Origin of the sequence: Undibacterium sp. Di27W (assembly GCF_049340345.1) — a bacterium.
Lineage (GTDB): Bacteria > Pseudomonadota > Gammaproteobacteria > Burkholderiales > Burkholderiaceae_D > Undibacterium.
Genome location: NZ_JBMPOS010000002.1, coordinates 106,921 through 128,977 on the forward strand (window position 1 = coordinate 106,921; position 22,057 = coordinate 128,977).

Genomic DNA, 22,057 nt, shown 5'->3' on the forward strand with positions numbered 1-22,057 from the left:
ATCTTTTTACTGTCCGCGAATTTTCAGGATGATGCCGTCCAGGCTATCCAGATCGGCAAAATCGATCAGCATTTGCCCCCTGCCCTTGCTGCCTAATTTAAGCGCAACCTGGGTCGCCAGCAAATCGGATAACTCTTCTTCAAGGCGGGTGATATCGCGGGATTTTTCTGCCTTGTCGCGTGGCTTGCCATTGGCACTCATATCTGCCGTGGTCTTGGCGACCAGCTTTTCTGCTTCACGGACTGACATGCGTTTGGCGACGATCTGATTCGCCAGTTGTATCTGGGTGGCGGCATCGGTCACCAGCAGCGAACGGGCATGGCCCATGTCGATGTCACCCGCCATGAGCATGGTTTGTACCGGCTTGGCCAGATTCAACAAGCGCAGCAGATTGGATACCGCACTGCGTGAGCGCCCGACTGCATTGGCTGCCTGCTCATGGGTAAACGAGAAATCCGTGATCAGCCTGTGTATGCCCTGGGCTTCTTCCAGAGGATTCAGGTCTTCACGCTGCATGTTCTCGATGAGAGCCATGGCGGCGGCGGCCTGGTCATCGACATCCTTGACCAGTACCGGCACTTCATCCATGCCTGCCATTTGCGATGCGCGGAAACGGCGTTCACCGGCAATGATTTCGTAGCGGGTTACACCGTTGTTTTGTCCTATCGGGCGAACCAGGATAGGTTGCATCAAACCCTGGGCCTTGATGGAGGCAGCCAGCTCGGCCAGTGCGCCCTCGTCCATGCGGGTGCGGGGTTGGTACTTACCAGCTTGCATTTGTGCCACGTTCAGGCTGGTAGGGGCACCAGTGACGGTAGGTACGGCTTCGGCAAAGTCGGCGGCACCGCCGAGCAAGGCGTCCAGGCCGCGGCCCAGACCTTTTTGTTTTTTGATCGACATACTTATTTTTCCAGTTGTTTAATTCTTTCCACCATCTCTGCACCAAAGGCAATATAGGCTTGCGCCCCTTTGGATGCAGGATCAAACACCACGCCGGGGATACCGTAAGAGGGTGCTTCTGCCAGACGGACATTGCGCGGGATCAGGGTCTTGAAGACCTTGTCGCCAAAATGCTGTTCGAGCTGGTCAGAGACTTGTTGCGACAGCGTCATGCGCGGATCAAACATCACGCGCAGCAGGCCGACTATCTTCAAGTCAGGGTTGAGGTTGGCGGAGACTTTCTTGATGGTATTGGCCAGGTCAGACAAACCTTCCAGTGCATAGTACTCACACTGCATGGGGATGATCACGCCATGCGCCGCACACAGGCCATTCAATGTCAGCAGCGACAAGGCTGGCGGACAGTCGATGAGGATGAAGTCATAGTCAGCATCGACCTTGGCCAGGGCTTCACGCAGGCGCTTGTCGCGGTTGTCCAGCGAGACCATTTCCACTTCGGCACCAGCCAGCTCACGGTTGGCGGGCAAGACATCAAAACGACCAGATTCGGAACGCAGTTTGGCGGTCGTCACATCTGACATACCCAGCAAGACTTCATAAATGGAAGCGGTCAGCTTGGCCTTGTTGATACCTGCACCCATGGTGGCATTACCCTGGGGGTCGAGATCAACCAGTAAGACGCGTTGATCGAGTTTCGCCAGGCCTGCGGCGAGATTGACGGTAGTTGTGGTTTTACCCACGCCACCTTTTTGATTTGCTATACAAAAGATTTTTGCCATAGAGGTTTCCGTGAGATCAGGCCTGGGTTTTCTTGATAAAGACGAGGTGACGTTCTGCCTGTAAACCAGGCACCGTCAAAGCTTGCAACTTATCCACATGCCAGCCAGCGGGCAGGCTGTCTATTTCCTGTTTCGGTTCTACGCCCTTCATGGCGATGAACTGACCGCCATCCGCCAGCAGATGACCCGACCAGTTGACGAAATTGGCCAGCTCAGAAAATGCGCGTGAAGTGATGACGTCAAAGGCCTCTTTGACCTGCAAGGCTTCTACCCTGCCGGTATGGACGGTCACATTCTTCAAACCCAGCTCAGTCTTGGCCTGGGTCAGGAAGGCCGTTTTTTTGCTGACCGTATCTATCATGGACACTTTGGCCTGTGGATAAGTAATGGCCAGCATCATACCGGGCAAACCACCACCGGCACCCACATCCAGTATATTTTTTGCATCCTTGAATGCTGGCGCCGCAGAAAGGGAATCCAGCAAATGTTGCCTGACCATTTCTTTGGGATCGCGGATAGCCGTCAGGTTATAAACAGAGTTCCATTTTGACAATAATGACAAATAAGCAATCATGTTATCAATTTGATCATTATTTAAATCCAGTGTCAATTCCTCAACACCGCTTGCCAGCATCGCTCTTAACTGTGTTTGTTCCACGTGAATCATACGGCCCTGCCCTCGATTAGCTTCTTGTTTTTCATTTCAATTTTTATTCTTCGTTTTAATTTCTTGTGTTTGCAGACATACTCATACCAAAGCGCTTGCAAAAACATGCCTGCAATCTGATGTTCCACGTGAATCAATCTGCTGGGCTTTCAGCACCCGCCTCAGCCACTGCATCAGCACTCGCCATAAACTCTTCAAAACCGCGCTTCTTCAGATGTACCAACAGCAGGGAAATCGCTGCAGGCGTCACGCCAGAAATACGACCACACTGGCCCAGGCTTTCAGGCTGATGCTTGTTCAGTTTTTGCCTGACCTCGATAGAAAGCCCGTTGACTTCCATATAGTCAAAAGCAACCGGCATTTTGAGATTTTCAAAATGCGCATGGCGCTCAACCTCTTTGGCCTGCCGGTCTATATAACCAGCATATTTAACCTGTATCTCTACTTGCTCACGCACATGTGGATCGAGCACACCTGGCCCGGCCAGCTCCTGCCCTTCCACACCCTGCAAACTCATGAGGCTTTCATAAGTCACTTGCGGGCGACGCAGTAAATCAGCCAGGGAATATTCACGCTCCAGAGCCTTGCCTACGACACGTTCAGCTTCCACATCTGCGAGGATGCGGGGGTTGACCCAGGTCGAACGTAGTCTTTCCATTTCACGTGAAACACTTTCACGCTTTTCTTCAAACTGCTGCCATTGCGCATCGCTAACGCAACCGAGTTGACGACCTATCTCGGTCAGGCGCATATCGGCATTATCTTCACGCAAGCTCAGACGGAATTCCGCACGGCTGGTGAACATGCGGTAAGGCTCTTGCACACCCTTGGTAATCAGGTCATCCACCAGCACACCCAGATAAGCTTCATCACGGCGTGGCACCCAGGCGTCTTTACCCTGAGTTTTCAGTGCAGCATTCAAGCCTGCCAACATACCCTGGGCTGCGGCTTCTTCGTAACCTGTCGTGCCATTGATCTGACCGGCAAAGAACAGGCCCTCTATCTGACGGGTTTCCAGCGATGATTTCAAACCACGCGGATCGAAATAATCGTATTCAATTGCATAACCAGGGCGCAAGATGTAGGCGTTTTCCATGCCGCGCATGGAACGCACCAGGTCCAGCTGTACATCAAAAGGCAGGCTGGTAGAGATACCGTTGGGGTAAAACTCATTCGTCGTCAGGCCTTCTGGCTCCAGGAAAATCTGGTGCGATTCCTTGCTGGCGAAGCGGTGTATCTTGTCTTCTATCGATGGGCAATAGCGTGGCCCTACCCCTTCAATGACCCCGGTGTACATGGGGCTACGATCCAGACCGGCGCGGATAATGTCATGGGTTTTTTCATTGGTATGGGTAATCCAGCATGGCAACTGCTTAGGGTGCATGCTGGTGTTACCCATATAGGAGAATACCGGCACAGGATCGAGATCACCTGGCTGCTCTTGCATGAGTGAAAAATCGATGCTGCGACCATCTATACGTGGTGGCGTGCCAGTCTTCAACCTACCTTGTGGCAACGCAAGTTCTTTCAAACGCGCAGACAAAGATATTGCTGGCGGGTCGCCAGCACGGCCTGCAGAGTAGTTATTCAAGCCCACGTGGATCTTCCCATCGAGGAAAGTACCTGCAGTCAGCACGACTGCACGGGCGCGGAACCTGATGCCAACCTGCGTCACAGCACCAACGACACGGTTACCTTCAACCAGCAAATCATCGACTGCCTGCTGAAACAACCACAAATTAGGCTGATTTTCCAGGCGACTGCGTATGGCTTGCTTGTACAAAATACGATCAGCCTGGGCACGGGTGGCACGTACTGCCGGGCCTTTGGATGAGTTCAGGATACGAAATTGTATGCCGGCCTCATCAGTGGCAATGGCCATGGCACCGCCCATGGCATCAACCTCTTTAACCAGATGCCCCTTACCTATCCCACCTATGGATGGGTTGCAAGACATTTGACCCAGGGTCTCGATATTATGGGTCAACAACAGTGTGGACTGCCCCATACGGGCAGCGGCGAGTGCAGCTTCAGTACCGGCGTGACCGCCGCCGACGACGATGACATCGAATTCTTTAGGATAAAACATGGTGGATTTCTGAGAATCTAGGAGATGAGGCTCGATTATAGTTTGTTTTGCAGTGCAAACTTTGGCGAGCTAAAGATTCTCTTTTTATTTAGATCTATGTTTCACGTGAAACATAGGTATCAAGGCATAAAAAATGGGACCGAAGTCCCATTTTGTCTACCTGATTGTTTCACGTGAAACACTGTTACTTAAAGAAACCATCATAGGTAGTCTTGCATATCAATGCCACCACCACGCCCAGGAACATCTTGCGTACAAATGAAGTGCCGTGTTTTATTGCCAAATGACTACCTAAAATCGAGCCACCTACACCGCACACAGCCATCGTCAAGCCCAGCATCCAGAGTACGTGGCCACTGTATCCAAACCAGATCAGGGCTGCGGTATTGCAGGCAACATTCAATACCTTGGCCGCGGCAGAGGCGCGCAAGAAGTCATAACCGAAGATGCGCACAAACAAAAACATGAAAAAGCTGCCCGTACCTGGTCCAAAAAAGCCATCGTAAAAGCCTATGCCTGCACCCACCAGCATAGCCATATAGGTTTCTTTACTGCCTGAAAATACCGGCTTATTGTCCGCCCCAAACTCTTTTTTCTTGAAAGTATAGATAGCTACAGCCAGCAAGATGAAAGGTAAAGCCCTGCGCAAATAGGTAGGTGGGATATGCGTCACCAGAAAAGCCCCGGCAAAGGAAAACGCAAAAGCCATGAATGCTGCTGGTATCACCATGCTCCAACGCAGGCTGACTGTCTTCATATAGCGCGTCGCTGCAACCGTCGTCCCCCAGATACCGGCCATCTTATTGGTACCAAGCAGTGTCGCTGGTGCCGTTCCTGGGAGGAATGAGAACAAAGCGGGCACCTGCACGAGGCCACCACCGCCGACGATGGAATCAACAAAACCAGCAAAGAAAGCGGCCAAACCTAGCAATACTATATCCATGGGTAACCTGAAAATTTGATGTTAATAAGTGGCGCAGGCAGCTTAAGTACAAGATCCAAGCAACTACGCCTCACCTATAGTACGATAAAGACCAGGCAATAAATCAGAACAGAAAAGCGCAAACAGAAATGGAATTACATCTGGCCTACCACCTTTAAACCTATCCATTTTTAGAAAATGTACATATGAACGACTTTGAATTCAGAACCGTCCCCAGCCTGATCAGCCAAACCGGTGCCGCTACACGCCTCGGTAAAACCATACGCCAGGAATTCCCCGCAATCCAGCATGTATTGCTGGTCACCGATGCCGGTTTCCTGCGTACTGGCCTGGTCCAACCCGTCATAGCTAGCCTGGAAACAGAACAACTCAAAGTCAGTATTTTCTCTGATGTGATTGCCGACCCGCCAGAAGCTATCGTCTTGCAGGCAGTAGAGAATGCGCGCAGCTTGCAAGTAGAACTGGTGGTTGGCCTGGGTGGTGGCAGCTCCATGGACGTCGCCAAACTCATCGCCATCCTGGCAGGCAGCGAGCAAAGCCTGTCCACCATGTATGGCATAGGCAATGTCAAAGGCAAGCGCCTGCCCCTGATACAAATCCCGACCACAGCAGGTACCGGGTCTGAAGTGACGCCTATCTCCATCGTCACCACCGGGGCCACTACCAAGATGGGCGTGGTCGCACCACAACTGTATGCCGACATCGCCATCCTCGATGCGCAACTGACTACCGGCTTGCCACCCAAAGTCACGGCTGCCACCGGCATTGACGCCATGGTGCATGCGATAGAAGCCTATACCACCAGGCACAAAAAGAACCCGTTGTCCGACATGCTGGCGGTACAGGCTTTAAAATTGCTGTGGAACAATATCGACGAGGCCTGCACCAACGGCAGCAACCTGGCGGCAAGGCAAGCGATGTTGCTGGGTGCCATGCTGGCTGGACAATCCTTTGCGAATGCCCCCTGCGCCGCAGTCCACGCCCTGGCCTATCCCGTAGGCGGCATCTTCCATGTGCCGCATGGTTTGTCGAATTCCCTGGTCTTACCGCACGTACTGCGCTTCAATGCAAGTCATGCGGCTGAACTGTATGCCGAACTGGCAGCGATCATCGCGCCTGAAGCTACAGGCACAGCAGAGCAGCGCTGTCACGCCATGATCAAGGCCATGGAAGACCTGGCAGTAAGGGTAGGCATAGAAACCCGCCTGAGCCAGGTAGGTATTACTGAGCAAGACCTGGATCAGCTCGCCAGCGATGCCATGTTGCAAACACGCCTGCTGGGGAATAATCCACGTGAATTGACGAAGGAAGATGCACGGGCGATTTACGCCGCGGCCTTATAAGTAAGGGCTTGAAGGTGGCGCATGGAGTAGCGAACATGCACCACCTTGCCAGCATGAGGCAATCTTGCCTCAGCGGGCCTCCTCATTATTATTATCATCACCGGGCCTGGTACTGGCACGAAAATGCATATTCACCCACAGGCCTGTCAGCAACATGGAGAAGGCAAGGATGATGACCACAATACCTTTAGCCATTTCCTTGTGCGGCAATAAAGGCCCCACGTTTCTATAAAGAATATAAAACGAAGCACAGGAAACCAGCGTAATCGCCAATAAATTGCGGCTGCGGTAAATAATGATCGCCAGGCAGGCTCCCAGCAAAACGCATTTCCATGAATACCAGACGGGAAAGTCTGGCATGGTCGCGCCATCCCCATTCCAGCCTGCCAGGCAAGTCGCGGCAAACATCAGCAAACTCGCAGCCACAGCAAGATTTCCATTGGAACGGTGCCAGGCTTGCAATGCCAAAATCAGAGCTAGCAATAGTAGCGTGTACATCAGGATAGCCGGACTGAATAAACTGCTTGCCAACATCAGCATGGCAAATTTCCAGATATCCCTCATCGACTCACGCGTTATTGTGCCTAGTAAAAAGTATGCAGAGAATTGTCCAACTATTGCCGCCGCCCAACCATGTGGTTCAGAGACAAACAACAAGAACGCCCAGACATGATAAAAGTAAAAGCCTATCAAGATCCGGAAAGCCGCTTTGATACAGGCATCTGCCAGCCTCGCCTGCCTTGCATTTTTTGACCAGGCAGATTTCAATGCTGGTCGACGCAATTCTAAAGCCAACACAATCAAGCTACCCAACCAGGCGGCAACTTGCAAGCCTGTGGCAGTATGACTACCCGCACTGGAAAGCCAGGCGATCAACACTGGGATAGAAGCCGCAGTCAGTAGCACAGCAACATAATGATAGGCCTTGAAATCCAGCCGCATGGCAACTGCCATCATGCGTAACTTGAGCGCCAGCATCACCAGCCACAAGACATCAATCACTGCACCAAACCAGGATTGCAAAGCCAGGCCTTCAAGCCTGAAGGTGCAATCGAAAAGCAGTACGCATTCCAGCAGGCATAACATGGCAGCCGGGCGAATAGCCCCCAGTCTGTGTGCCAGAAAGATAGCTGCAGCCAGCAAGCTGATTTCATACAATTGCAATACCAGTAAAAGCGCAATGCTGGCCATTGGTCCTGAGGATATCGTCATGGCCGACAAATTGCGGTCGATCAGGAATATTCCGTACAGCATGCAAAAGGCACTGACAAAATACAGCGGGTTATACTCGACAAAAAAGTACCTGAGCCAGGTATGGATGTCTGGTTTTTTTTGCTTGCCCTGAGCTGGTATCAAGCCAAAAAGCTGGGCTGACTCAGGTGTATTTTCCATTACTGCTGAATTGTCCATAATAGCTTTCGATGGGGTATCTGGCTGTCACTCGTCTCAACGCACTTGCTTCAGCAATGCTTCTATCGTGTTCAGATAGATTTGCAAATCTTGTCTTCCGGAGGCAGTACAAACATAAGTCGTCCTTGGCTTGCGATCGACAAACTCTTTATTGACACTGATCAGTGTCGCCTCTTCCAGCTTGCGCAAATGGGTAGACAGATTGCCCTTGCTCAGGTCGAGTGCTTCCAGCAAGCTATTAAAATCGACAGGCCCGCCAGCGATGGATAGATGCACCATGATCATCAGACGCACGCGGTCAGCCAGTAAGGGGTGCACATTTTGTAAATCGTTAGCACTCATGGATGCACCTAGTGCGCAGTCTGCACTTGATTGCGGTAACGCAAAATCAGTCTGCCTGCGGACAAACCAGCCACTGCGCTAAAAGTCAGCAAAGGTAGCAACAATGATCCCGAACCCACATAAAATTGATAAGCAGCCAGACTCAGGCAAAACACACCCAGTGCAGCAGCAACTTTTGAGGGCAGCGTAAACAGGCGCGCCTGAAACAAGTAATCAGCAGTAAAAGCCAGTAAAACCGGTGCTATCCACAGCGCCTTGTCAGCCAACAGCAGCAAAGCCAGACAAATGAACTTCATCAACAAATCTGACACCAGTGACAACTGGTACATATACAGAAAATTGCGCCGGATATAAGCCCCAGTTTCTTCACCATTATGTCTGGCAGCCCGCCAGACGACAAAATACAAAACCAGCACCAGGCCAGCAATAATGAATGCCATCAAGCCTATGCCGAAAAACTTCAGCTCCAGATTTTGATGGCCACTACCAAGTGTCTCTGACATGGCACCAGCGGTAAATAACTCAAGCAAGCCAAGGGCAAGCACGATGAAAAACACTCCTAGCTGCACCAGCAAGTTGGCATCCAGCGTGATGCCGGACAATTTCGCATCCGGCTTACCAGCATCAGCCTGGCTTATCACCTGCCGTATCAAGGCAATACTATTGATTGCCTGTTGAATATCATCATCTTTATTCATTTCACGCCTTTATTGAAAACTAGTTTGTGATACAAACCAAATGATAGACGATTGAGAGAATAAGTCAAGAACAGCGCTTCCAGCACGTCCATATCTTGCATGGCTCACGAATTCCCTGCTCTTGCCGGACGTACTGCGCTTCAATGCCAGTCATGCGGCTGAACTGTATGCCGAACTGGCCGCTATCATCGCGCCTGAAGCTACAGGCACAGCAGAGCAGCGTTGCCACGCCATGATCAAGGCCATGGAAGACCTGGCAGTAAGAGTAGGCATAGAAACCCGCCTGAGCCAGGTAGGCATCACCGAGCAAGACCTGGATCAGCTCGCCAGCGACGCCATGTTGCAAACACGCTTGCTGGGGAATAATCCACGTGAAGTGATGAAGGAAGATGCGCGGGCAATTTACGCAGCAGCCCTATAAGAGAGAAATAAGGTCAGAATAAAGCCAGATGCTGCATGAGCGGCATCTGGTCACAGCGTCAAATAAGCGTCAAATAAGCATCAGATAGAATCAACCAGTACAGCATTCGCCTTATCTACAACACCACCACCTTCCATCACAACGATATGATTAATGGTGCCTGCACTTTTTCCCTCAGGCGCAACCAACTCCCTGACTGGCCCTATCATCGTGCCATTCACTGCGCCCTTCGCATCCGTCTTGAAGACACCACTGACACTCGTCTGCCCATTCACATACACGCTATAAGTGGTGCCCGGCTTCAGCTTGAACAGCGACACTTCCAGCGCATCGACCACACCCAGATTACGCAAGACCACAAAACCACGGGCATCACCCTTGACGGGCTGCAAACGGATATTACTGGGCTCGCCATTGCCACGCGCCAGCAGATTGGCACTGCCGTCGCCGCTTTCCACCACATGCGACAAATACACTAGCGCCTGCGGTGCCTGGCCACCGCCCATATGGGCAAGCACCTTGTTGCTGTCGGTATCAATGACTTCCACCCCATCGCCATTTTCGAGACCAACATACACACGACTGCTGTCATCAGAAGTCCAGATGCCATGCGGCAAAGCGCCGGTAGCAATTGTCGCCAGCAATTCTGTATTCTTGTCCGTGGTATAAACCTTGACCACATTCTCGCCACCTATGCTGACATAGGCCACAACTCTGCCACCGACTTTGGCAAAGGCAATGTGGTTAGTGATAAAGCCGGTATCAAACACGCCAATGACTTCCAGAGTACGTGTATCAATGCGTGTGACCTTGCCGACATCCTTATGCGTCATCCACATTTCCCGCCCGTCTGGCGTGAATTGCAGGAAAGGTGAAAACGGGCTGACGACAGGAATCTTTTTTATGACCTCATGCGACCTGACATCCACCACATCGACAGCCGCCGTAAAACTGGAAACCACAAAAGCCAGTTTGCCATCAGGATGAAACTGCACCATGCCTGGCCCCAGACCAGTCTGGATACGGCGGGTTTCCTTGAAGCTGATGGGATCAATCACAGACACGTAATCTTCGCCACGCACCACCACCCAGACCTCTTTGCCATCGGCGCTGAAAAAACCTTCATGTGGCGAGCGACCGACATAAGTCGTGCCTTTGACTTTATTGGTAGCAGTGTCGATAAAGCTTACCGCATTCGAACCATTGGAAATTGCCAGCAAGGTTTTATGATCAGGTGAAAAGCCGAGGCCATGCACATTGATCTGCCCTTTGTACAAGGGAGAAAGCACGTCAGGACGCGCATTGCCAAGGCGTATCTGCCCAACCAGCGTATTCGTGGCGGGATTAAATACCGACACCGTATTGCTGTTCTGATCTGCTGTGTAGACGCGGTCTTGTGCAGGCGGCGAGGCTTGTGCGGATGGCAAAAGTAAACCCATTGCAGCGGCAGCCAATAGATGAGAAGATTTTTTCATGAGATTCATTTTTCGTGAGGGAAGGATTTATTTTTTCTCTGAAGCATCAGCGTGATGTTTCAGCCAGGCTTGCATGAGGCGGATTTCGTTTTGCTGTTCCGTAATGATGCCAAGCGCCAGATTGCGGATTTCCGGGTCTGTGGTGTACAGCAGCATCCCTTTAGCCATATCCACCGCACCCTGGTGATGCGGGATCATCATGGTGATGAAATCATGTTCCGAAACACCGTTCATATAGGCGCGCTGCATGCCGTCATCCATGACGGCCATGGCATCATCCATCAGCTTGGCGAAGGGCTTTGCTGTGCTGGCGACAAACACTGGTGGCGGGCCTGATGTCGTGGCATTACCGTGGTGGTGATGTGCTTCCTGGGCGCTGGTCACAGCAGCGGACAGGCCGAGACTAAGCGCTACTGCCAAATGCCATAAGAAACTGGAATTGCAACTACGCATGAAAAACCCCTCTCAATGATGGAAAACTGTACCCGCATCTTAAAAGGCAGATGCTGAACTTCTCATGTCTTTTGGATGACAAATTTGTCATCCTGAAATGCAGGGTCAGGAGGTAAAATCATTTTCATGATTTGTGTGCAGCAGCAATAACAGGACGACAAATGACCCTACTCGTCATTGAAGATGATCAAAAAACCGGTGACTACCTGAAGAAAGGTTTTCAGGAATCCGGCTATGCCGTTGACCTCGCCCGCAATGGCATAGATGGATTGCACCTGGCACTGGAAGGTGAGCATGAGCTGATTATCCTTGACGTCATGATGCCGGGTATGGATGGCTGGACCTTGCTCAGCGCGCTGCGCGCCAGGCGTGATGTGCCGGTAATTTTCCTGACCGCGAAAGACCGTCTCGACGACAAGATTAAAGGCCTGCAACTGGGTGCCGATGATTACCTCGTCAAACCATTTTCATTTGCAGAACTGCTATTGCGCGTGCGCACCATACTGCGTCGCGGCGTTACCCGTGACACCCGTGATGCAGATATGTTCCAGATCGGTGACCTGCAATTTGATGCGATCAAACACAGGGTCACACGGCAGGGCGTGCAGATCGTGCTGACAAAAAAAGAATTCATGCTGCTGCATTTGCTCATCAAACGACAGGGCGAAGCCCTGTCCCGTTCCGTCATCGCATCCCAGGTTTGGGACATGAATTTTGACAGCGACACCAATGTCGTCGATGTGGCCGTGAAACGCCTGCGTGCAAAAATTGACGCGCCCTTTGAACAAAAACTCATCCATACCGTGCGCAGCGTAGGCTATATGTTTTCGGACCAGCCATGAGATTCTGGAACAACTGGGAACTGCGCTACCGCGTCGCTGCGCTGTTTGGCCTGGTGGCCTGTCTGGTCATGGCCGGACTGGGTTTCTACCTGTATGCATCGGTCAGGCAGACGATGGAGATGCGCGCTGACTATACCCTGATAGGCAGGGTAGAACATTTCCGCAATCTCTTCCATGACCTGTACGACATCCAGCAGATGGAAGAACGTCCGGGCTTGTTTGAAAGCATGCTCGGCAATGAACAAGACGTGCGCATTTTCAAACGTGTTGGTGATGCGCCGTTTATACAGGTGAACCCTGGCAAGCTGAACCCGCCCGCCATGTCCGCCGTGCCGGTAGGAACAGCCATCAACATCGATGCACTGCACACCGGGCAAGCTGACGATCGCGTGCGTGTGCGCTGGGTGACGGCGCTGGCCAAGCTGGGTAGCAACAAGGATACGATAGAGATCACGGCAGCCTACGTCATGACCCAGGAGTCCAGGGTCCTGTCCACCTATCTGTACCGCGTCATGGCCGCAGTCGCCCTCACTGCCCTACTGACCACGGCACTGGCTTTCATCATCCTTCGCCGTGGCCTGCGGCCCATCCAACTCATGCATGACAAAGCAGCAGAAATCACCCCGGCCAAATTGTCGGTGCGCTTTGGCATGCAAGACGCCCCTCCGGAATTACGCTCACTGACTGAGGCGTTTGATGCCATGCTCGACAGGCTGGAAAAAGGCTACCAGCATCTGAACCAGTTTTCTGCAGACCTCGCTCACGAAGTGCGTACACCCGTCAACATCATGATGGGCCAGTCACAAGTCGCCCTGCGCCAGGCCAGAAGCGCGGCTGAATATGAGCAGGTATTGGAATCGAATGTGGAAGAATTATCCCGCCTGGCACGCATCATAGAAAACATCCTGTTTCTCGCCAATGCCGACCAGGACACAGTCGTCGCAGACCGGGTAGAAATTGATATGGCGGCTGAGCTGGAAAAGATTGCCGACTATTTTGAGCCACTGGCAGAAGAAAAACAGATGCGCTTTGAAGTCACGGCAAATGGCAGCATCTTTGCCAACCTCATCATGTGGCGTCGCGCTGTCAATAACCTGGCATTGAATGCCATACGCTATGGCAAATCCGGTACGGCAATCCAGCTGATCGGCGGGCAAAATGAAGGTACTGCTGTGATCTCTGTCATCAATCAATGTGAGGCACCACAGCCACCCGATACAGACCGCATGTTCGATCGCTTTTATCGCGGCGATGCATCACGCAGTGCCTACACGGAATCGAACGGCCTGGGCCTGTCCATCGTGCGTGCCATCATGCATCTGCATCATGGTGCGGCCGATGTGACCTATCTGACGCAGGAAAATACCCTCTGTTTTACCCTGTCGTTTCCAGACAAGGGCGTCAGCAAATGAAGTATGGCTATGGCTTCAGGCAACTAGCCTTGCTCTTCAGCATAAGAAAAATAAATCTTGTCTTTGGCGGCTTCGATGCCTGCTACGCGCCTTGGCCCGCCTTTTTTCAAGGGCTTCAAATTCCAGCTCACATCGCATGCACCATTTGTCTTGCCCGGCTTGCCAAAACGCTCGGCCAGGATTTTTTTCATTGCCTCACACTTGTCGGCACCAGTAAAACTCGCCTGTATCATACTGACCGTTGGCGTCTCACTACCTGAAATTGTCAGGCTCTCGACATCGGTATTTTTAGTGCATTCAACGTTACCATTTTTAATCAGGTCAACACCGGTACGTGTACTCTTCTTGCACAAACCATTCAACGGCGCCAGGATTTTGCTGAACGACATATCGAAAACCCTGGGCTTGCTGATGGCATCGAATACTTGTTCAAAGGGTGTGGTTTCTGCATGGGCATGCAATGCGGGGAAGGCAAACAAGAGGAATAGTAATTTTTTCACGAATTGGTTTTCTATATGTTGAATATATTATGTTGGCAAAGCAGATAATGAACGACGAATCATTTCCTGTCACCCTCGCATAAAAAAAACCCCGCGAATTTCTTCGCGAGGCTGTCTTCAAGCAGGGCATGTCTATGCCCTAACCAGCCCTGGCCTTACCGTTACGTTACACATAAGCCATCAATTCAGCGACGATACCGCGCTTCTGCCAGGCATTATTGTTCATGCTCATCCAGGAAGGAGACACCAGGCCCGCCAGTAAAATCAGCAATAACAAGACACTATTTTTATGGAAACAATTCTTAAATCGAACTCCCGCTTAAGAGACTGATCAAGTGTATTAAGCATGTGGGTAAATATCGACCACAAAACTTACGCCGAGTCCGGCACAGCGCAGCATGAATTGCGGACTCAATTCCACGGCATAGTTGCGGTTGCCATATGAACTGGCTTTCAAATGTATGCGTGCGCCCTGTTCTCTCAGCATCAATAAGAATTGCGTATGTGGTGTCAGCTCATCGAATACCTCTGCCATGGCATCTTCCAGCGAGATATCTGTGGAAAGATATTCACCACGCTCAAATGGATCAGCGAACCAATAACTTTCGGCATATTTCCCATCCAATAATTGTCCCCTGGGAGTCTGGCGCTGCATACCGCACATCTGGGCGTGCCTGGGCGTAATACCCAAGCGCTTGGTGATGAATGAAGGATCGATATTGGGATGCCAGATTTGCAGGGAAAGGCGATAGGAATAATTTTGCAATACAGACTTTCTCTAAATATTTTGAAATTTAAAACAGTTGATTCAGTTCCTTCCATTCTTCCCGAAAAAATTCTACGTCGAATCATGAAACTGAAAAATCTACAGCATTTTAACAAGCACCTGATTGAAAACATAGTCGGTGAAAAAAGTCCATCGCATATAAAAAAAGCCCCAAGAATTTCTTCAAGGGGCTCCTCATGAATCCGGCAATGCAAAACTTTAACCAGCCTTGGCCTTACCGTTACGTTCCACATAAGCCATCAATTCACCAACAATCCCGCGTCTGAAAGCCAGTACGCAGACAATGAAAATCAGACCAGTGACGATGGTGACTGAGTCACCTATGGAGCGGAACCATTCTATCGTCGTGATGTTCGCCAGCAGGTTGCCAAGGTCGCCGAGTTTGTTTTCCAACGCGATGATGATGATGGCACCAACTATCGGGCCTACCAGCGTGCCCAGACCGCCCACCAGGGTCATCAGCACGACCAGGCCAGACATGGACCAGTGTACGTCCGTCAGCGTCTCAAAACCCAGTACCAGGGTTTTGGTGGCACCTGCCAGGCCAGCGAGAGCAGCTGACAACACGAAGGCCATGAGTTTGTAGCGATCTACGTCATAACCGAGTGAGATCGCGCGTGGCTCATTTTCCTTGACGGCTTTCAAGACCTGGCCGAACGGTGAATGCACGGTACGCATGACGATGGCAAATCCGGCAATCGCCACCACCAGCACAAAGTAATACAGTGTCAGGTCAGAACTCAGATCAACCATGCCCAGCAGTTTGCCGCGTGGTACACCTTGTAAACCATCTTCACCACCCGTGAACTTGGCCTGCAGGAAAACGAAGTAGAGCATCTGCGCCAGCGCCAGCGTAATCATGGTGAAGTAAATACCCTGGCGGCGTATCGCCAGTGCACCCATCACCAGGCCTATCAGGGCTGCCGCCCCTACGCCCAGCAGGATGCCCAGCTCAGTCGGTAAACCGGCATCGCGCAAGGCCCAGCCCGCGATATAACCGGCGGCACCAAAGAAGGCAGCATGACCAAAAGACAGCAGGCCGGTAAAACCGATGAGCAAATTAAACGCACAGGCAAACAGGGCGAAGCACAAGAGCTTCATCAGGAACACCGGATAGATAATAAACGGTGCCGCCAGTAACAGGGCAAAAGCAATGCCGTAACTGATTTTCTTATTCATGGTGGCTCCGTTTATTTTTCTTTACCGAACAAACCGGCAGGGCGGATCATCAAGACGATGGCCATGACGATAAACACGACCGTCGCCGACAGCTCAGGATAAAACACCCGCGTCAGACCTTCGATAATGCCCAGGCCCAGACCTGTCAAAATCGAACCCAGGATAGAGCCCATGCCACCAATCACCACTACCGCAAACACCGTGATAATCAGGTTGGACCCCATCAAAGGCGACACTTGTATCACCGGTGCTGCCAGCACACCGGCAAAAGCCGCCAGTGCCACACCAAAGCCATAAGTCAGCGTGACCATCAAGGGTACATTGACACCAAAGGCTTCCACCAGTTTGGGGTTTTCAGTACCGGCACGCAGGTAGGCACCCAGCTTGGTTTTTTCTATGACGAACCAGGTCGCAAAGCAGACCACCAGCGAAGCCACCACCACCCAGGCACGGTAATTAGGCAGGATCATGAAGCCAAGATTGGTCGCTCCCGTCAGCGCTTCCGGCACTTGATATGGCTGACCGGATACACCGTAGATGGAACGGAATACTCCTTCCAGCATCAGCGTAATACCAAAGGTCAGCAGCAAGCCATACAAATGATCCAGCTTGTACAGCCAGCGCAGCATGGTCTTTTCTATGACGATACCAAACAGCCCCACCAGCAAAGGCGCAAGCAGCAGCATGGCCCAGTAATTGATGCCAAAATAATTCATGCCCATCCACGCGAGGAAGGCACCCATCATATACAGGGCGCCATGGGCAAAGTTAATCACATTGAGCAAGCCAAAAATCACAGCCAGCCCCAGAGACAGCATCGCGTAAAACGAGCCGTTGACCAAGCCCAGCAAAAGCTGGCTCAGCATCGCTTGCAGCGGAATACCAAATATTTCCATGGCACGCTAAATAAAAAATGGATGGAAAGGTGAAGACCTCTCAACACAGAGGCACAGAGACACAGAGAAAATCAAGAGAAAAGCCCTTATTTCCTGGCTGATCAGTAAGCAATTTTCTAGTGAAAGCCCCTAAACTGAACGGCATTCATTTCTTCAAACAATAAGGTCGCGACGAAGTCCGCGACCTCACACCTCAAATTACAGACACAGCATAAAATTCAATTCCCGGGATGCAGAGCAAGGCGCAAAACACAGCAATACTTTAGTATTGCGAGGCTTTGCAACGCCGCTATGCGCCCGAGAATTGGATTTCAATCATTTCCAGAGGGAGCATTTGGATTCGGATTTAGTCGTAAATGCCTGCTCACCCGGAATAGTCTGCGCCACTTTGTAATAATCCCAAGGCTCTTTAGACTCAGCACTGGATTTCACTTGCATGAGATACATATCATGGATCATGCTGCCGTCACCGCGGATGTAACCGTTTTTCGCATAGATGTCATTGATCTTGGCAGCCTTCAGTTTTTCCAAGACCTTGGCTGTGTCATCCGTACCGGCAGCCTTGACCGCATTCAGGTAAGTCAGGGTGGCCGAGTAATCAGCTGCTTGCAGGCTGGAAGGCATTTTCTTCATTTTTTCGAAGTAGCGGCGTGACCATTTGCGCGCTTCTTCGTTTTGATTCCAATACCAGCTATCGGTCAGATACATACCTTGCGTAGCGTTCAGGCCCAGTGAGTGGATGTCATTGATAAACATCAGCAAGCCAGCCAGTTTCATGGTCTTGGTGACGCCAAATTCATTCGCTGCTTTTACGGCATTGATGGTGTCACCGCCAGCATTTGCCAGACCCAGGATTTGTGCCTTGGAAGCTTGTGCCTGCAGCAGGAAAGAAGAGAAGTCAGATGCTGACAAAGGATGTTTGACCGAGCCTGCAACCGTGCCGCCATTGGCTTTGACAACATTGGCAGTATCACTTTCCAGCGACGCGCCGAAGGCGTAATCGGCTGTCAGGAAATACCAGCTTTTACCGCCCTGTTTAACCACGGCAGAACCTGTACCCTTGGCCAGCGCCACGGTGTCATAGGCATAATGCACGGTGGTTGGTGCGCATTCTTCATTGGTCAGGCGGGCAGAGCCAGCACCTATGGAAATAAAGACGCGTTTCTTTTCTGCGGCCACTTTTGCCATCGACAAAGAAGTACCTGAATTGGTGCCGCCTATCAGCATATCGACGCCATCACGGTCAAACCATTCACGGGCGCGGCTGGCTGCGATATCGGCCTTGTTTTGGTGGTCGGCTGTGACCAGTTCAATTTTCTTGCCCAGTACTGTGCCGCCAAAATCGGCAATCGCCATCTTGATCGCTTCTGCACCGCCCTGACCATCAATATCAGAATACAGGCCGGAAATATCGGTGATGAAACCGATCTTGACCGTGTCACCAGAAATCTGCGCATTTGCATTCAGCGCCAGGCCTGCCAGTGCAGCGGAAACAGCGAGACTTGCTACTTTTAATTTCGTGAATGTTGCTTTCATGCGTCTTCTCCAATCGTATTTTTATTCAAATCTGCATCACCAAGACAGCGAGACAGTTACCTACACATCCTGAGCACTCAAATTACACACCCAACAACTCATTCAAGACCGGCATTTTTTCCTGCAATTGCGCAGACGCAAAACTCTCTACGATCTGCCCATGCTCCATGACATAAAACCTGTCCGCCAGCGGAGCAGCAAAGCGGAAATTCTGTTCGACCATGACGATGGTATAACCCTTGGATTTCAACATCGTGATCATGCGCGCCAGGGCCTGGACGATAACCGGTGCCAGGCCTTCGGAAATTTCATCGAGCAATAGCAAACGCGCACCCGTGCGCAAGATGCGCGCCACTGCCAGCATCTGTTGTTCACCACCAGACAGGCGTGTACCCTGGCTGTTTTTACGCTCGGCCAGATTGGGGAACATCTCGTAAATCTCGGCCACCGACATACCCTTGTTCTCTTTCGATACCGAGGGTGGCAGCATCAGGTTTTCTTCTGTGGATAAGGATGAAAATATCCCCCGCTCTTCCGGGCAATAACCCACGCCCAGATGCGCCACTTTATGGGTAGGCAGGTGGATAGCCTCTTGCCCATTGATCTTGATCGAACCCTTGCGAGCGCCAGTCAGGCCAACGATGGCGCGCATGGTGGTCGTGCGCCCGGCACCGTTGCGGCCAAGTATGGTGACGACTTCGCCCTGGTTCACTTTCAAATTCACGTCATGCAGGATATGCGATTCGCCATACCAGGCTTGCAGGCCGGTAATTTCCAGCGCAGGATTTGTACTCGTATTTTTACTCGTGGCACTCATGCATGCGCCCCTTCCAGCTCGCCGCTGGTACTGCCCATATAGGCTTCCATGACTTTGGGATTGGTAGACACTTCTTTATAAGTGCCCTCGGCCAGCATGGCACCGCGCTGCAAGACCGAGATCTTGTCGCAAATACCTGACACCACGTTCATATTATGTTCCACCATGAGGATAGTGCGTCCAGCCGACACCTTCTTGATCAGCTCGGTCACGCGATGCACATCTTCGTGACCCATGCCCTGAGTAGGTTCATCCAGCAACATCATTTCCGGCTCCATCGCCAGGGTGGTGGCGATTTCCAGCGCACGCTTGCGGCCATAGGGCAAGTCTACTGTGACTGTGTCGGCAAAGGAAGTCAGGTCAACTTCAGCCAGCAACTCCATGGCCCGCGCATTGAGCTGGTTCAACGACTGCGCGCTTTTCCAGAAATGGAAAGAGGTGCCCAGTTTTCTTTGCAAGCCTATGCGCACATTTTCCATGACGGTCAGGTGTGGGAACACTGCTGAAATCTGGAATGAACGTATGATGCCCTGCCGCGCAATCTGGGCCGGTTTGGCCGAGGTGATGTCGCGGCCATTGAACAGGATTTGTCCCGAAGTCGGGACAAGAAATTTGGTCAGCAAATTGAAACAGGTGGTCTTGCCGGCACCGTTAGGGCCGATCAGGGCGTGGATATGCCCACGCTGTACCTGCAAATTGACATCGCTTACAGCGGTAAAGCCCTTGAACTCTTTGGTCAAGCGCTTAGTCTCCAGGATGACGTCGGTCATCTCTTCTCCTTATTGTCTGGCTCATGGTTATTAATCCAACGCGACAACACTTCCTTATTTTTTTGGAAGTTTTTTATATTAGCTTTTTATAGTACCCAGCAAATGGATTTCTAAACAATACGGTATAACTACTGTAAGTAATTCCACGCAGAAATTGCAAGCCTTCATTTTCCCAATATACTCTGCGCTGCCTTCTCTGCAATCATCACCGTCGGTGAGTTGGTATTACCTGAAGTTATAGTCGGCATGATGGACGCATCGGCCACGCGCAGGCCAGCTATGCCTATGACGCGCAAGCTGCTGTCGACTACCGCCAGTGCATCATCTGCACGTCCCATTTTGCAAGTACCTACCGGGTGGAAGATCGTCGTGCCTATATCCCCTGCCGCTCTCGCCAGTTCTTCTTCCGTCTGGAACTGTACACCAGGCTTCATTTCTTCAGGCTGATATTTTTGCAAGGAGGGCGCGGCGATGATCTTGCGGGTCAGCTTTAGCGAGTCAGCGGCGATCTTGCGGTCTTCTGGCGTCGTCAGGTAATTGGGCACGATCTTCGGCGCTGCCGCCGCATCATTGCTGGCAATGCGGACATGGCCACGCGAAGTAGGGCGCAGGTTACAGACACTGGCCGTGAACGCCGGGAAATCATGCAGGGGGTCGCCAAATTTCTCCAGCGACAAGGGTTGCACATGGTATTGCAGATTAGGTGTCGCCTGGCTGGTATCCGAGCGGGTAAATGCGCCCAGTTGCGACGGTGCCATCGACATGGGGCCACTCTGGAACAATGCGTATTCCAGTCCTATGCGCGCCTTGCCTAGCAGGCTATTCGCCATCTTGTTGAGCGTTTTGGCACCAGTGATCTTGAATGCAGAACGTATCTGCAAATGGTCTTGCAGATTACCGCCAACGCCAGGCAAGGCATGCGCAACATCAACCCCTGCCTGTTGCAAATGTGCTGCATCACCTATGCCGGATAATTGCAAAATCTGTGGTGAACCTATGGCTCCTGCTGCCAGCACGGTTTCTTTCATGGATTCTGCAAACCAGCTGCGACCTCCCCCTATGAATTCCACACCTGTGCAGCGCTTGCCTTGTTCATCGTTCCTGATGACCAGCTTTTGCACCTGGCAACCGGTCATGATGGTCAGATTGCTTCGTTCAGCTGCTGGCTTCAGGAAAGCCTTGGCAGCATTCCAGCGTATACCGCGTTTCTGGTTCACATCAAAATAGCCACAGCCCTCATTATTGCCACGGTTAAAGTCATCCGTGTTAGGAATGCCGACTTCGGCTGCTGCACTGCGGAAAGCATCCAGGATTTCCCAGGACAGCCTTTGTTTTTCCACCCGCCATTCACCGCCTTTACCATGGAATTCTGCATCACCTCCGTGGTGGTCTTCGCTCTTCTTGAACAGCGGCAAGACATGCTCCCAGCGCCAGCTATCGTCACCTGTCAGCTCTGCCCATTGCTGGTAATCCCTTTCCTGGCCACGCATATAAATCATGCCATTGATGGATGAACTGCCACCCAGCACCTTGCCACGCGGATAAATCAGGCTGCGGCCATTCAGGCCTGCTTCTGCCTCGGTACGTAACATCCAGTCTGTGCGCGGATTATTGATGCAGTACAAATAACCAACGGGGATATGTATCCACACATAATCATCCTTGCCACCCGCTTCTATCAACAAAACCCTATTCTCAGGATTCTTGCTGAGGCGGTTTGCCAGTACGCAACCTGCAGTACCGGCACCGACGACGATGTAATCAAACTGTCCTGCTGCTTCCATACCGTTTTCCTTAA

At 51.6% G+C, this 22,057-nt stretch carries 21 protein-coding genes and 1 pseudogene; 4 read left to right on the forward strand and 18 right to left on the reverse strand.

Annotated elements, in window-relative coordinates:
* Window positions 1-6: 6 nt before the first annotated feature.
* The 5 genes from ACO0LF_RS05260 to ACO0LF_RS05280 all read right to left on the reverse strand — a co-directional run bounded on the left by ACO0LF_RS05260 (window position 7) and on the right by ACO0LF_RS05280 (window position 5,378).
* Entirely contained in the window at window positions 7-900 is an 894-nt protein-coding gene (locus ACO0LF_RS05260) for a ParB/RepB/Spo0J family partition protein (protein WP_423012639.1), read from the reverse strand.
* A gap of 2 nt (window positions 901-902) precedes the next feature.
* Window positions 903-1,679 carry a ParA family protein gene (locus tag ACO0LF_RS05265; protein ID WP_422999523.1) on the reverse strand — a complete coding sequence of 259 codons (777 nt, stop codon included), beginning with the start codon at window positions 1,677-1,679 and terminating at the stop codon, window positions 903-905.
* Between the two features lie 16 nt (window positions 1,680-1,695).
* A complete protein-coding gene (gene rsmG / locus ACO0LF_RS05270; protein WP_423012641.1) occupies window positions 1,696-2,346 on the reverse strand; it encodes a 16S rRNA (guanine(527)-N(7))-methyltransferase RsmG in 651 nt (216 codons plus the stop codon).
* Window positions 2,347-2,479: 133 nt separating this feature from the next.
* Window positions 2,480-4,435: a tRNA uridine-5-carboxymethylaminomethyl(34) synthesis enzyme MnmG gene (gene mnmG, locus ACO0LF_RS05275; protein WP_423012643.1), complete on the reverse strand. Its 1,956-nt coding sequence runs from the start codon at window positions 4,433-4,435 to the stop codon at window positions 2,480-2,482.
* Between the two features lie 184 nt (window positions 4,436-4,619).
* Window positions 4,620-5,378, reverse strand: a complete 759-nt coding sequence (locus tag ACO0LF_RS05280; protein ID WP_423012645.1) for a sulfite exporter TauE/SafE family protein — start codon at window positions 5,376-5,378, stop codon at window positions 4,620-4,622.
* A gap of 185 nt (window positions 5,379-5,563) precedes the next feature.
* Between ACO0LF_RS05280 and ACO0LF_RS05285 the strand changes: the two genes are divergently transcribed.
* Window positions 5,564-6,721 carry an iron-containing alcohol dehydrogenase gene (locus tag ACO0LF_RS05285; protein ID WP_423012647.1) on the forward strand — a complete coding sequence of 386 codons (1,158 nt, stop codon included), beginning with the start codon at window positions 5,564-5,566 and terminating at the stop codon, window positions 6,719-6,721.
* Window positions 6,722-6,790: 69 nt separating this feature from the next.
* On the opposite strand, the gene ACO0LF_RS05290 is transcribed toward ACO0LF_RS05285, so the two are convergent.
* Genes ACO0LF_RS05290 through ACO0LF_RS05300 form a run of 3 tightly spaced genes read right to left on the reverse strand, consistent with a single transcriptional unit; the run spans window position 6,791 to window position 9,171 of the window.
* Entirely contained in the window at window positions 6,791-8,113 is a 1,323-nt protein-coding gene (locus ACO0LF_RS05290; protein ID WP_423012649.1) for a hypothetical protein, read from the reverse strand.
* A 54-nt stretch (window positions 8,114-8,167) separates the two neighbouring features.
* Window positions 8,168-8,473, reverse strand: a complete 306-nt coding sequence (locus ACO0LF_RS05295; protein ID WP_423012651.1) for a transcriptional regulator — start codon at window positions 8,471-8,473, stop codon at window positions 8,168-8,170.
* Between the two features lie 8 nt (window positions 8,474-8,481).
* Complete coding sequence (locus tag ACO0LF_RS05300; protein WP_423012653.1) at window positions 8,482-9,171, reverse strand: hypothetical protein; 690 nt, start codon at window positions 9,169-9,171, stop codon at window positions 8,482-8,484.
* A 103-nt stretch (window positions 9,172-9,274) separates the two neighbouring features.
* Here ACO0LF_RS05300 and ACO0LF_RS05305 point away from each other — a divergent pair.
* Window positions 9,275-9,592 (forward strand): annotated as a pseudogene (locus ACO0LF_RS05305) (alcohol dehydrogenase); the annotation flags it as partial.
* 80 nt (window positions 9,593-9,672) lie between these two features.
* On the opposite strand, the gene ACO0LF_RS05310 reads toward ACO0LF_RS05305, so the two are convergent.
* Window positions 9,673-11,067, reverse strand: coding sequence for a YncE family protein (locus ACO0LF_RS05310; protein ID WP_423012655.1), 1,395 nt, complete (start codon window positions 11,065-11,067; stop codon window positions 9,673-9,675).
* Between the two features lie 27 nt (window positions 11,068-11,094).
* Window positions 11,095-11,520, reverse strand: a complete 426-nt coding sequence (locus tag ACO0LF_RS05315; RefSeq protein ID WP_423012657.1) for a DUF305 domain-containing protein — start codon at window positions 11,518-11,520, stop codon at window positions 11,095-11,097.
* Window positions 11,521-11,681: 161 nt separating this feature from the next.
* Here ACO0LF_RS05315 and ACO0LF_RS05320 point away from each other — a divergent pair, with 161 nt between their 5' ends.
* Window positions 11,682-12,362, forward strand: a complete 681-nt coding sequence (locus tag ACO0LF_RS05320) for a heavy metal response regulator transcription factor (protein ID WP_422940383.1) — start codon at window positions 11,682-11,684, stop codon at window positions 12,360-12,362.
* Complete coding sequence (locus ACO0LF_RS05325) at window positions 12,359-13,774, forward strand: heavy metal sensor histidine kinase (protein WP_423012659.1); 1,416 nt, start codon at window positions 12,359-12,361, stop codon at window positions 13,772-13,774. The genes ACO0LF_RS05320 and ACO0LF_RS05325 overlap by 4 nt, the downstream gene beginning before the upstream one ends.
* Window positions 13,775-13,797: 23 nt before the next feature.
* On the opposite strand, the gene ACO0LF_RS05330 is transcribed toward ACO0LF_RS05325, so the two are convergent.
* The 8 genes from ACO0LF_RS05330 to ACO0LF_RS05365 all read right to left on the reverse strand — a co-directional run bounded on the left by ACO0LF_RS05330 (window position 13,798) and on the right by ACO0LF_RS05365 (window position 22,043).
* Window positions 13,798-14,274, reverse strand: a complete 477-nt coding sequence (locus tag ACO0LF_RS05330; protein ID WP_423012661.1) for a hypothetical protein — start codon at window positions 14,272-14,274, stop codon at window positions 13,798-13,800.
* Window positions 14,275-14,614: 340 nt separating this feature from the next.
* Complete coding sequence (locus ACO0LF_RS05335; protein ID WP_423012663.1) at window positions 14,615-15,040, reverse strand: DUF4279 domain-containing protein; 426 nt, start codon at window positions 15,038-15,040, stop codon at window positions 14,615-14,617.
* A 219-nt stretch (window positions 15,041-15,259) separates the two neighbouring features.
* Window positions 15,260-16,240, reverse strand: a complete 981-nt coding sequence (locus ACO0LF_RS05340) for a branched-chain amino acid ABC transporter permease (RefSeq protein WP_423012665.1) — start codon at window positions 16,238-16,240, stop codon at window positions 15,260-15,262.
* 11 nt (window positions 16,241-16,251) lie between these two features.
* Entirely contained in the window at window positions 16,252-17,136 is an 885-nt protein-coding gene (locus tag ACO0LF_RS05345) for a branched-chain amino acid ABC transporter permease (RefSeq protein WP_422951691.1), read from the reverse strand.
* A 315-nt stretch (window positions 17,137-17,451) separates the two neighbouring features.
* Window positions 17,452-18,672: an ABC transporter substrate-binding protein gene (locus tag ACO0LF_RS05350; protein WP_423012667.1), complete on the reverse strand. Its 1,221-nt coding sequence runs from the start codon at window positions 18,670-18,672 to the stop codon at window positions 17,452-17,454.
* 82 nt (window positions 18,673-18,754) lie between these two features.
* Window positions 18,755-19,489, reverse strand: coding sequence for an ABC transporter ATP-binding protein (locus tag ACO0LF_RS05355; protein ID WP_423012669.1), 735 nt, complete (start codon window positions 19,487-19,489; stop codon window positions 18,755-18,757).
* Window positions 19,486-20,259 carry an ABC transporter ATP-binding protein gene (locus tag ACO0LF_RS05360; protein ID WP_423012671.1) on the reverse strand — a complete coding sequence of 258 codons (774 nt, stop codon included), beginning with the start codon at window positions 20,257-20,259 and terminating at the stop codon, window positions 19,486-19,488. Before ACO0LF_RS05360 ends, ACO0LF_RS05355 begins: the two co-directional genes overlap by 4 nt.
* Before the next feature lie 164 nt (window positions 20,260-20,423).
* The gene (locus ACO0LF_RS05365; protein ID WP_423012673.1) at window positions 20,424-22,043 is read right to left on the reverse strand and encodes a GMC family oxidoreductase; all 1,620 of its coding nucleotides are present in this window, start codon (window positions 22,041-22,043) and stop codon (window positions 20,424-20,426) included.
* Between the last annotated feature and the right edge of the window lie 14 nt (window positions 22,044-22,057).

Bases quoted from the DNA above. Each gene is read 5' to 3' on its own strand.
- ACO0LF_RS05260 (WP_423012639.1), bottom strand. From the start codon at position 900: ATGTCGATCAAAAAACAAAAAGGTCTGGGCCGCGGCCTGGACGCCTTG.
- ACO0LF_RS05265 (WP_422999523.1), bottom strand. From the start codon at position 1,679: ATGGCAAAAATCTTTTGTATAGCAAATCAAAAAGGTGGCGTGGGTAAA.
- rsmG (WP_423012641.1), bottom strand. From the start codon at position 2,346: ATGATTCACGTGGAACAAACACAGTTAAGAGCGATGCTGGCAAGCGGT.
- mnmG (WP_423012643.1), bottom strand. From the start codon at position 4,435: ATGTTTTATCCTAAAGAATTCGATGTCATCGTCGTCGGCGGCGGTCAC.
- ACO0LF_RS05280 (WP_423012645.1), bottom strand. From the start codon at position 5,378: ATGGATATAGTATTGCTAGGTTTGGCCGCTTTCTTTGCTGGTTTTGTT.
- ACO0LF_RS05285 (WP_423012647.1), top strand. From the start codon at position 5,564: ATGAACGACTTTGAATTCAGAACCGTCCCCAGCCTGATCAGCCAAACC.
- ACO0LF_RS05290 (WP_423012649.1), bottom strand. From the start codon at position 8,113: ATGGAAAATACACCTGAGTCAGCCCAGCTTTTTGGCTTGATACCAGCT.
- ACO0LF_RS05295 (WP_423012651.1), bottom strand. From the start codon at position 8,473: ATGAGTGCTAACGATTTACAAAATGTGCACCCCTTACTGGCTGACCGC.
- ACO0LF_RS05300 (WP_423012653.1), bottom strand. From the start codon at position 9,171: ATGAATAAAGATGATGATATTCAACAGGCAATCAATAGTATTGCCTTG.
- ACO0LF_RS05310 (WP_423012655.1), bottom strand. From the start codon at position 11,067: ATGAAAAAATCTTCTCATCTATTGGCTGCCGCTGCAATGGGTTTACTT.
- ACO0LF_RS05315 (WP_423012657.1), bottom strand. From the start codon at position 11,520: ATGCGTAGTTGCAATTCCAGTTTCTTATGGCATTTGGCAGTAGCGCTT.
- ACO0LF_RS05320 (WP_422940383.1), top strand. From the start codon at position 11,682: ATGACCCTACTCGTCATTGAAGATGATCAAAAAACCGGTGACTACCTG.
- ACO0LF_RS05325 (WP_423012659.1), top strand. From the start codon at position 12,359: ATGAGATTCTGGAACAACTGGGAACTGCGCTACCGCGTCGCTGCGCTG.
- ACO0LF_RS05340 (WP_423012665.1), bottom strand. From the start codon at position 16,240: ATGAATAAGAAAATCAGTTACGGCATTGCTTTTGCCCTGTTACTGGCG.
- ACO0LF_RS05345 (WP_422951691.1), bottom strand. From the start codon at position 17,136: ATGGAAATATTTGGTATTCCGCTGCAAGCGATGCTGAGCCAGCTTTTG.
- ACO0LF_RS05350 (WP_423012667.1), bottom strand. From the start codon at position 18,672: ATGAAAGCAACATTCACGAAATTAAAAGTAGCAAGTCTCGCTGTTTCC.
- ACO0LF_RS05355 (WP_423012669.1), bottom strand. From the start codon at position 19,489: ATGAGTGCCACGAGTAAAAATACGAGTACAAATCCTGCGCTGGAAATT.
- ACO0LF_RS05360 (WP_423012671.1), bottom strand. From the start codon at position 20,259: ATGACCGACGTCATCCTGGAGACTAAGCGCTTGACCAAAGAGTTCAAG.
- ACO0LF_RS05365 (WP_423012673.1), bottom strand. From the start codon at position 22,043: ATGGAAGCAGCAGGACAGTTTGATTACATCGTCGTCGGTGCCGGTACT.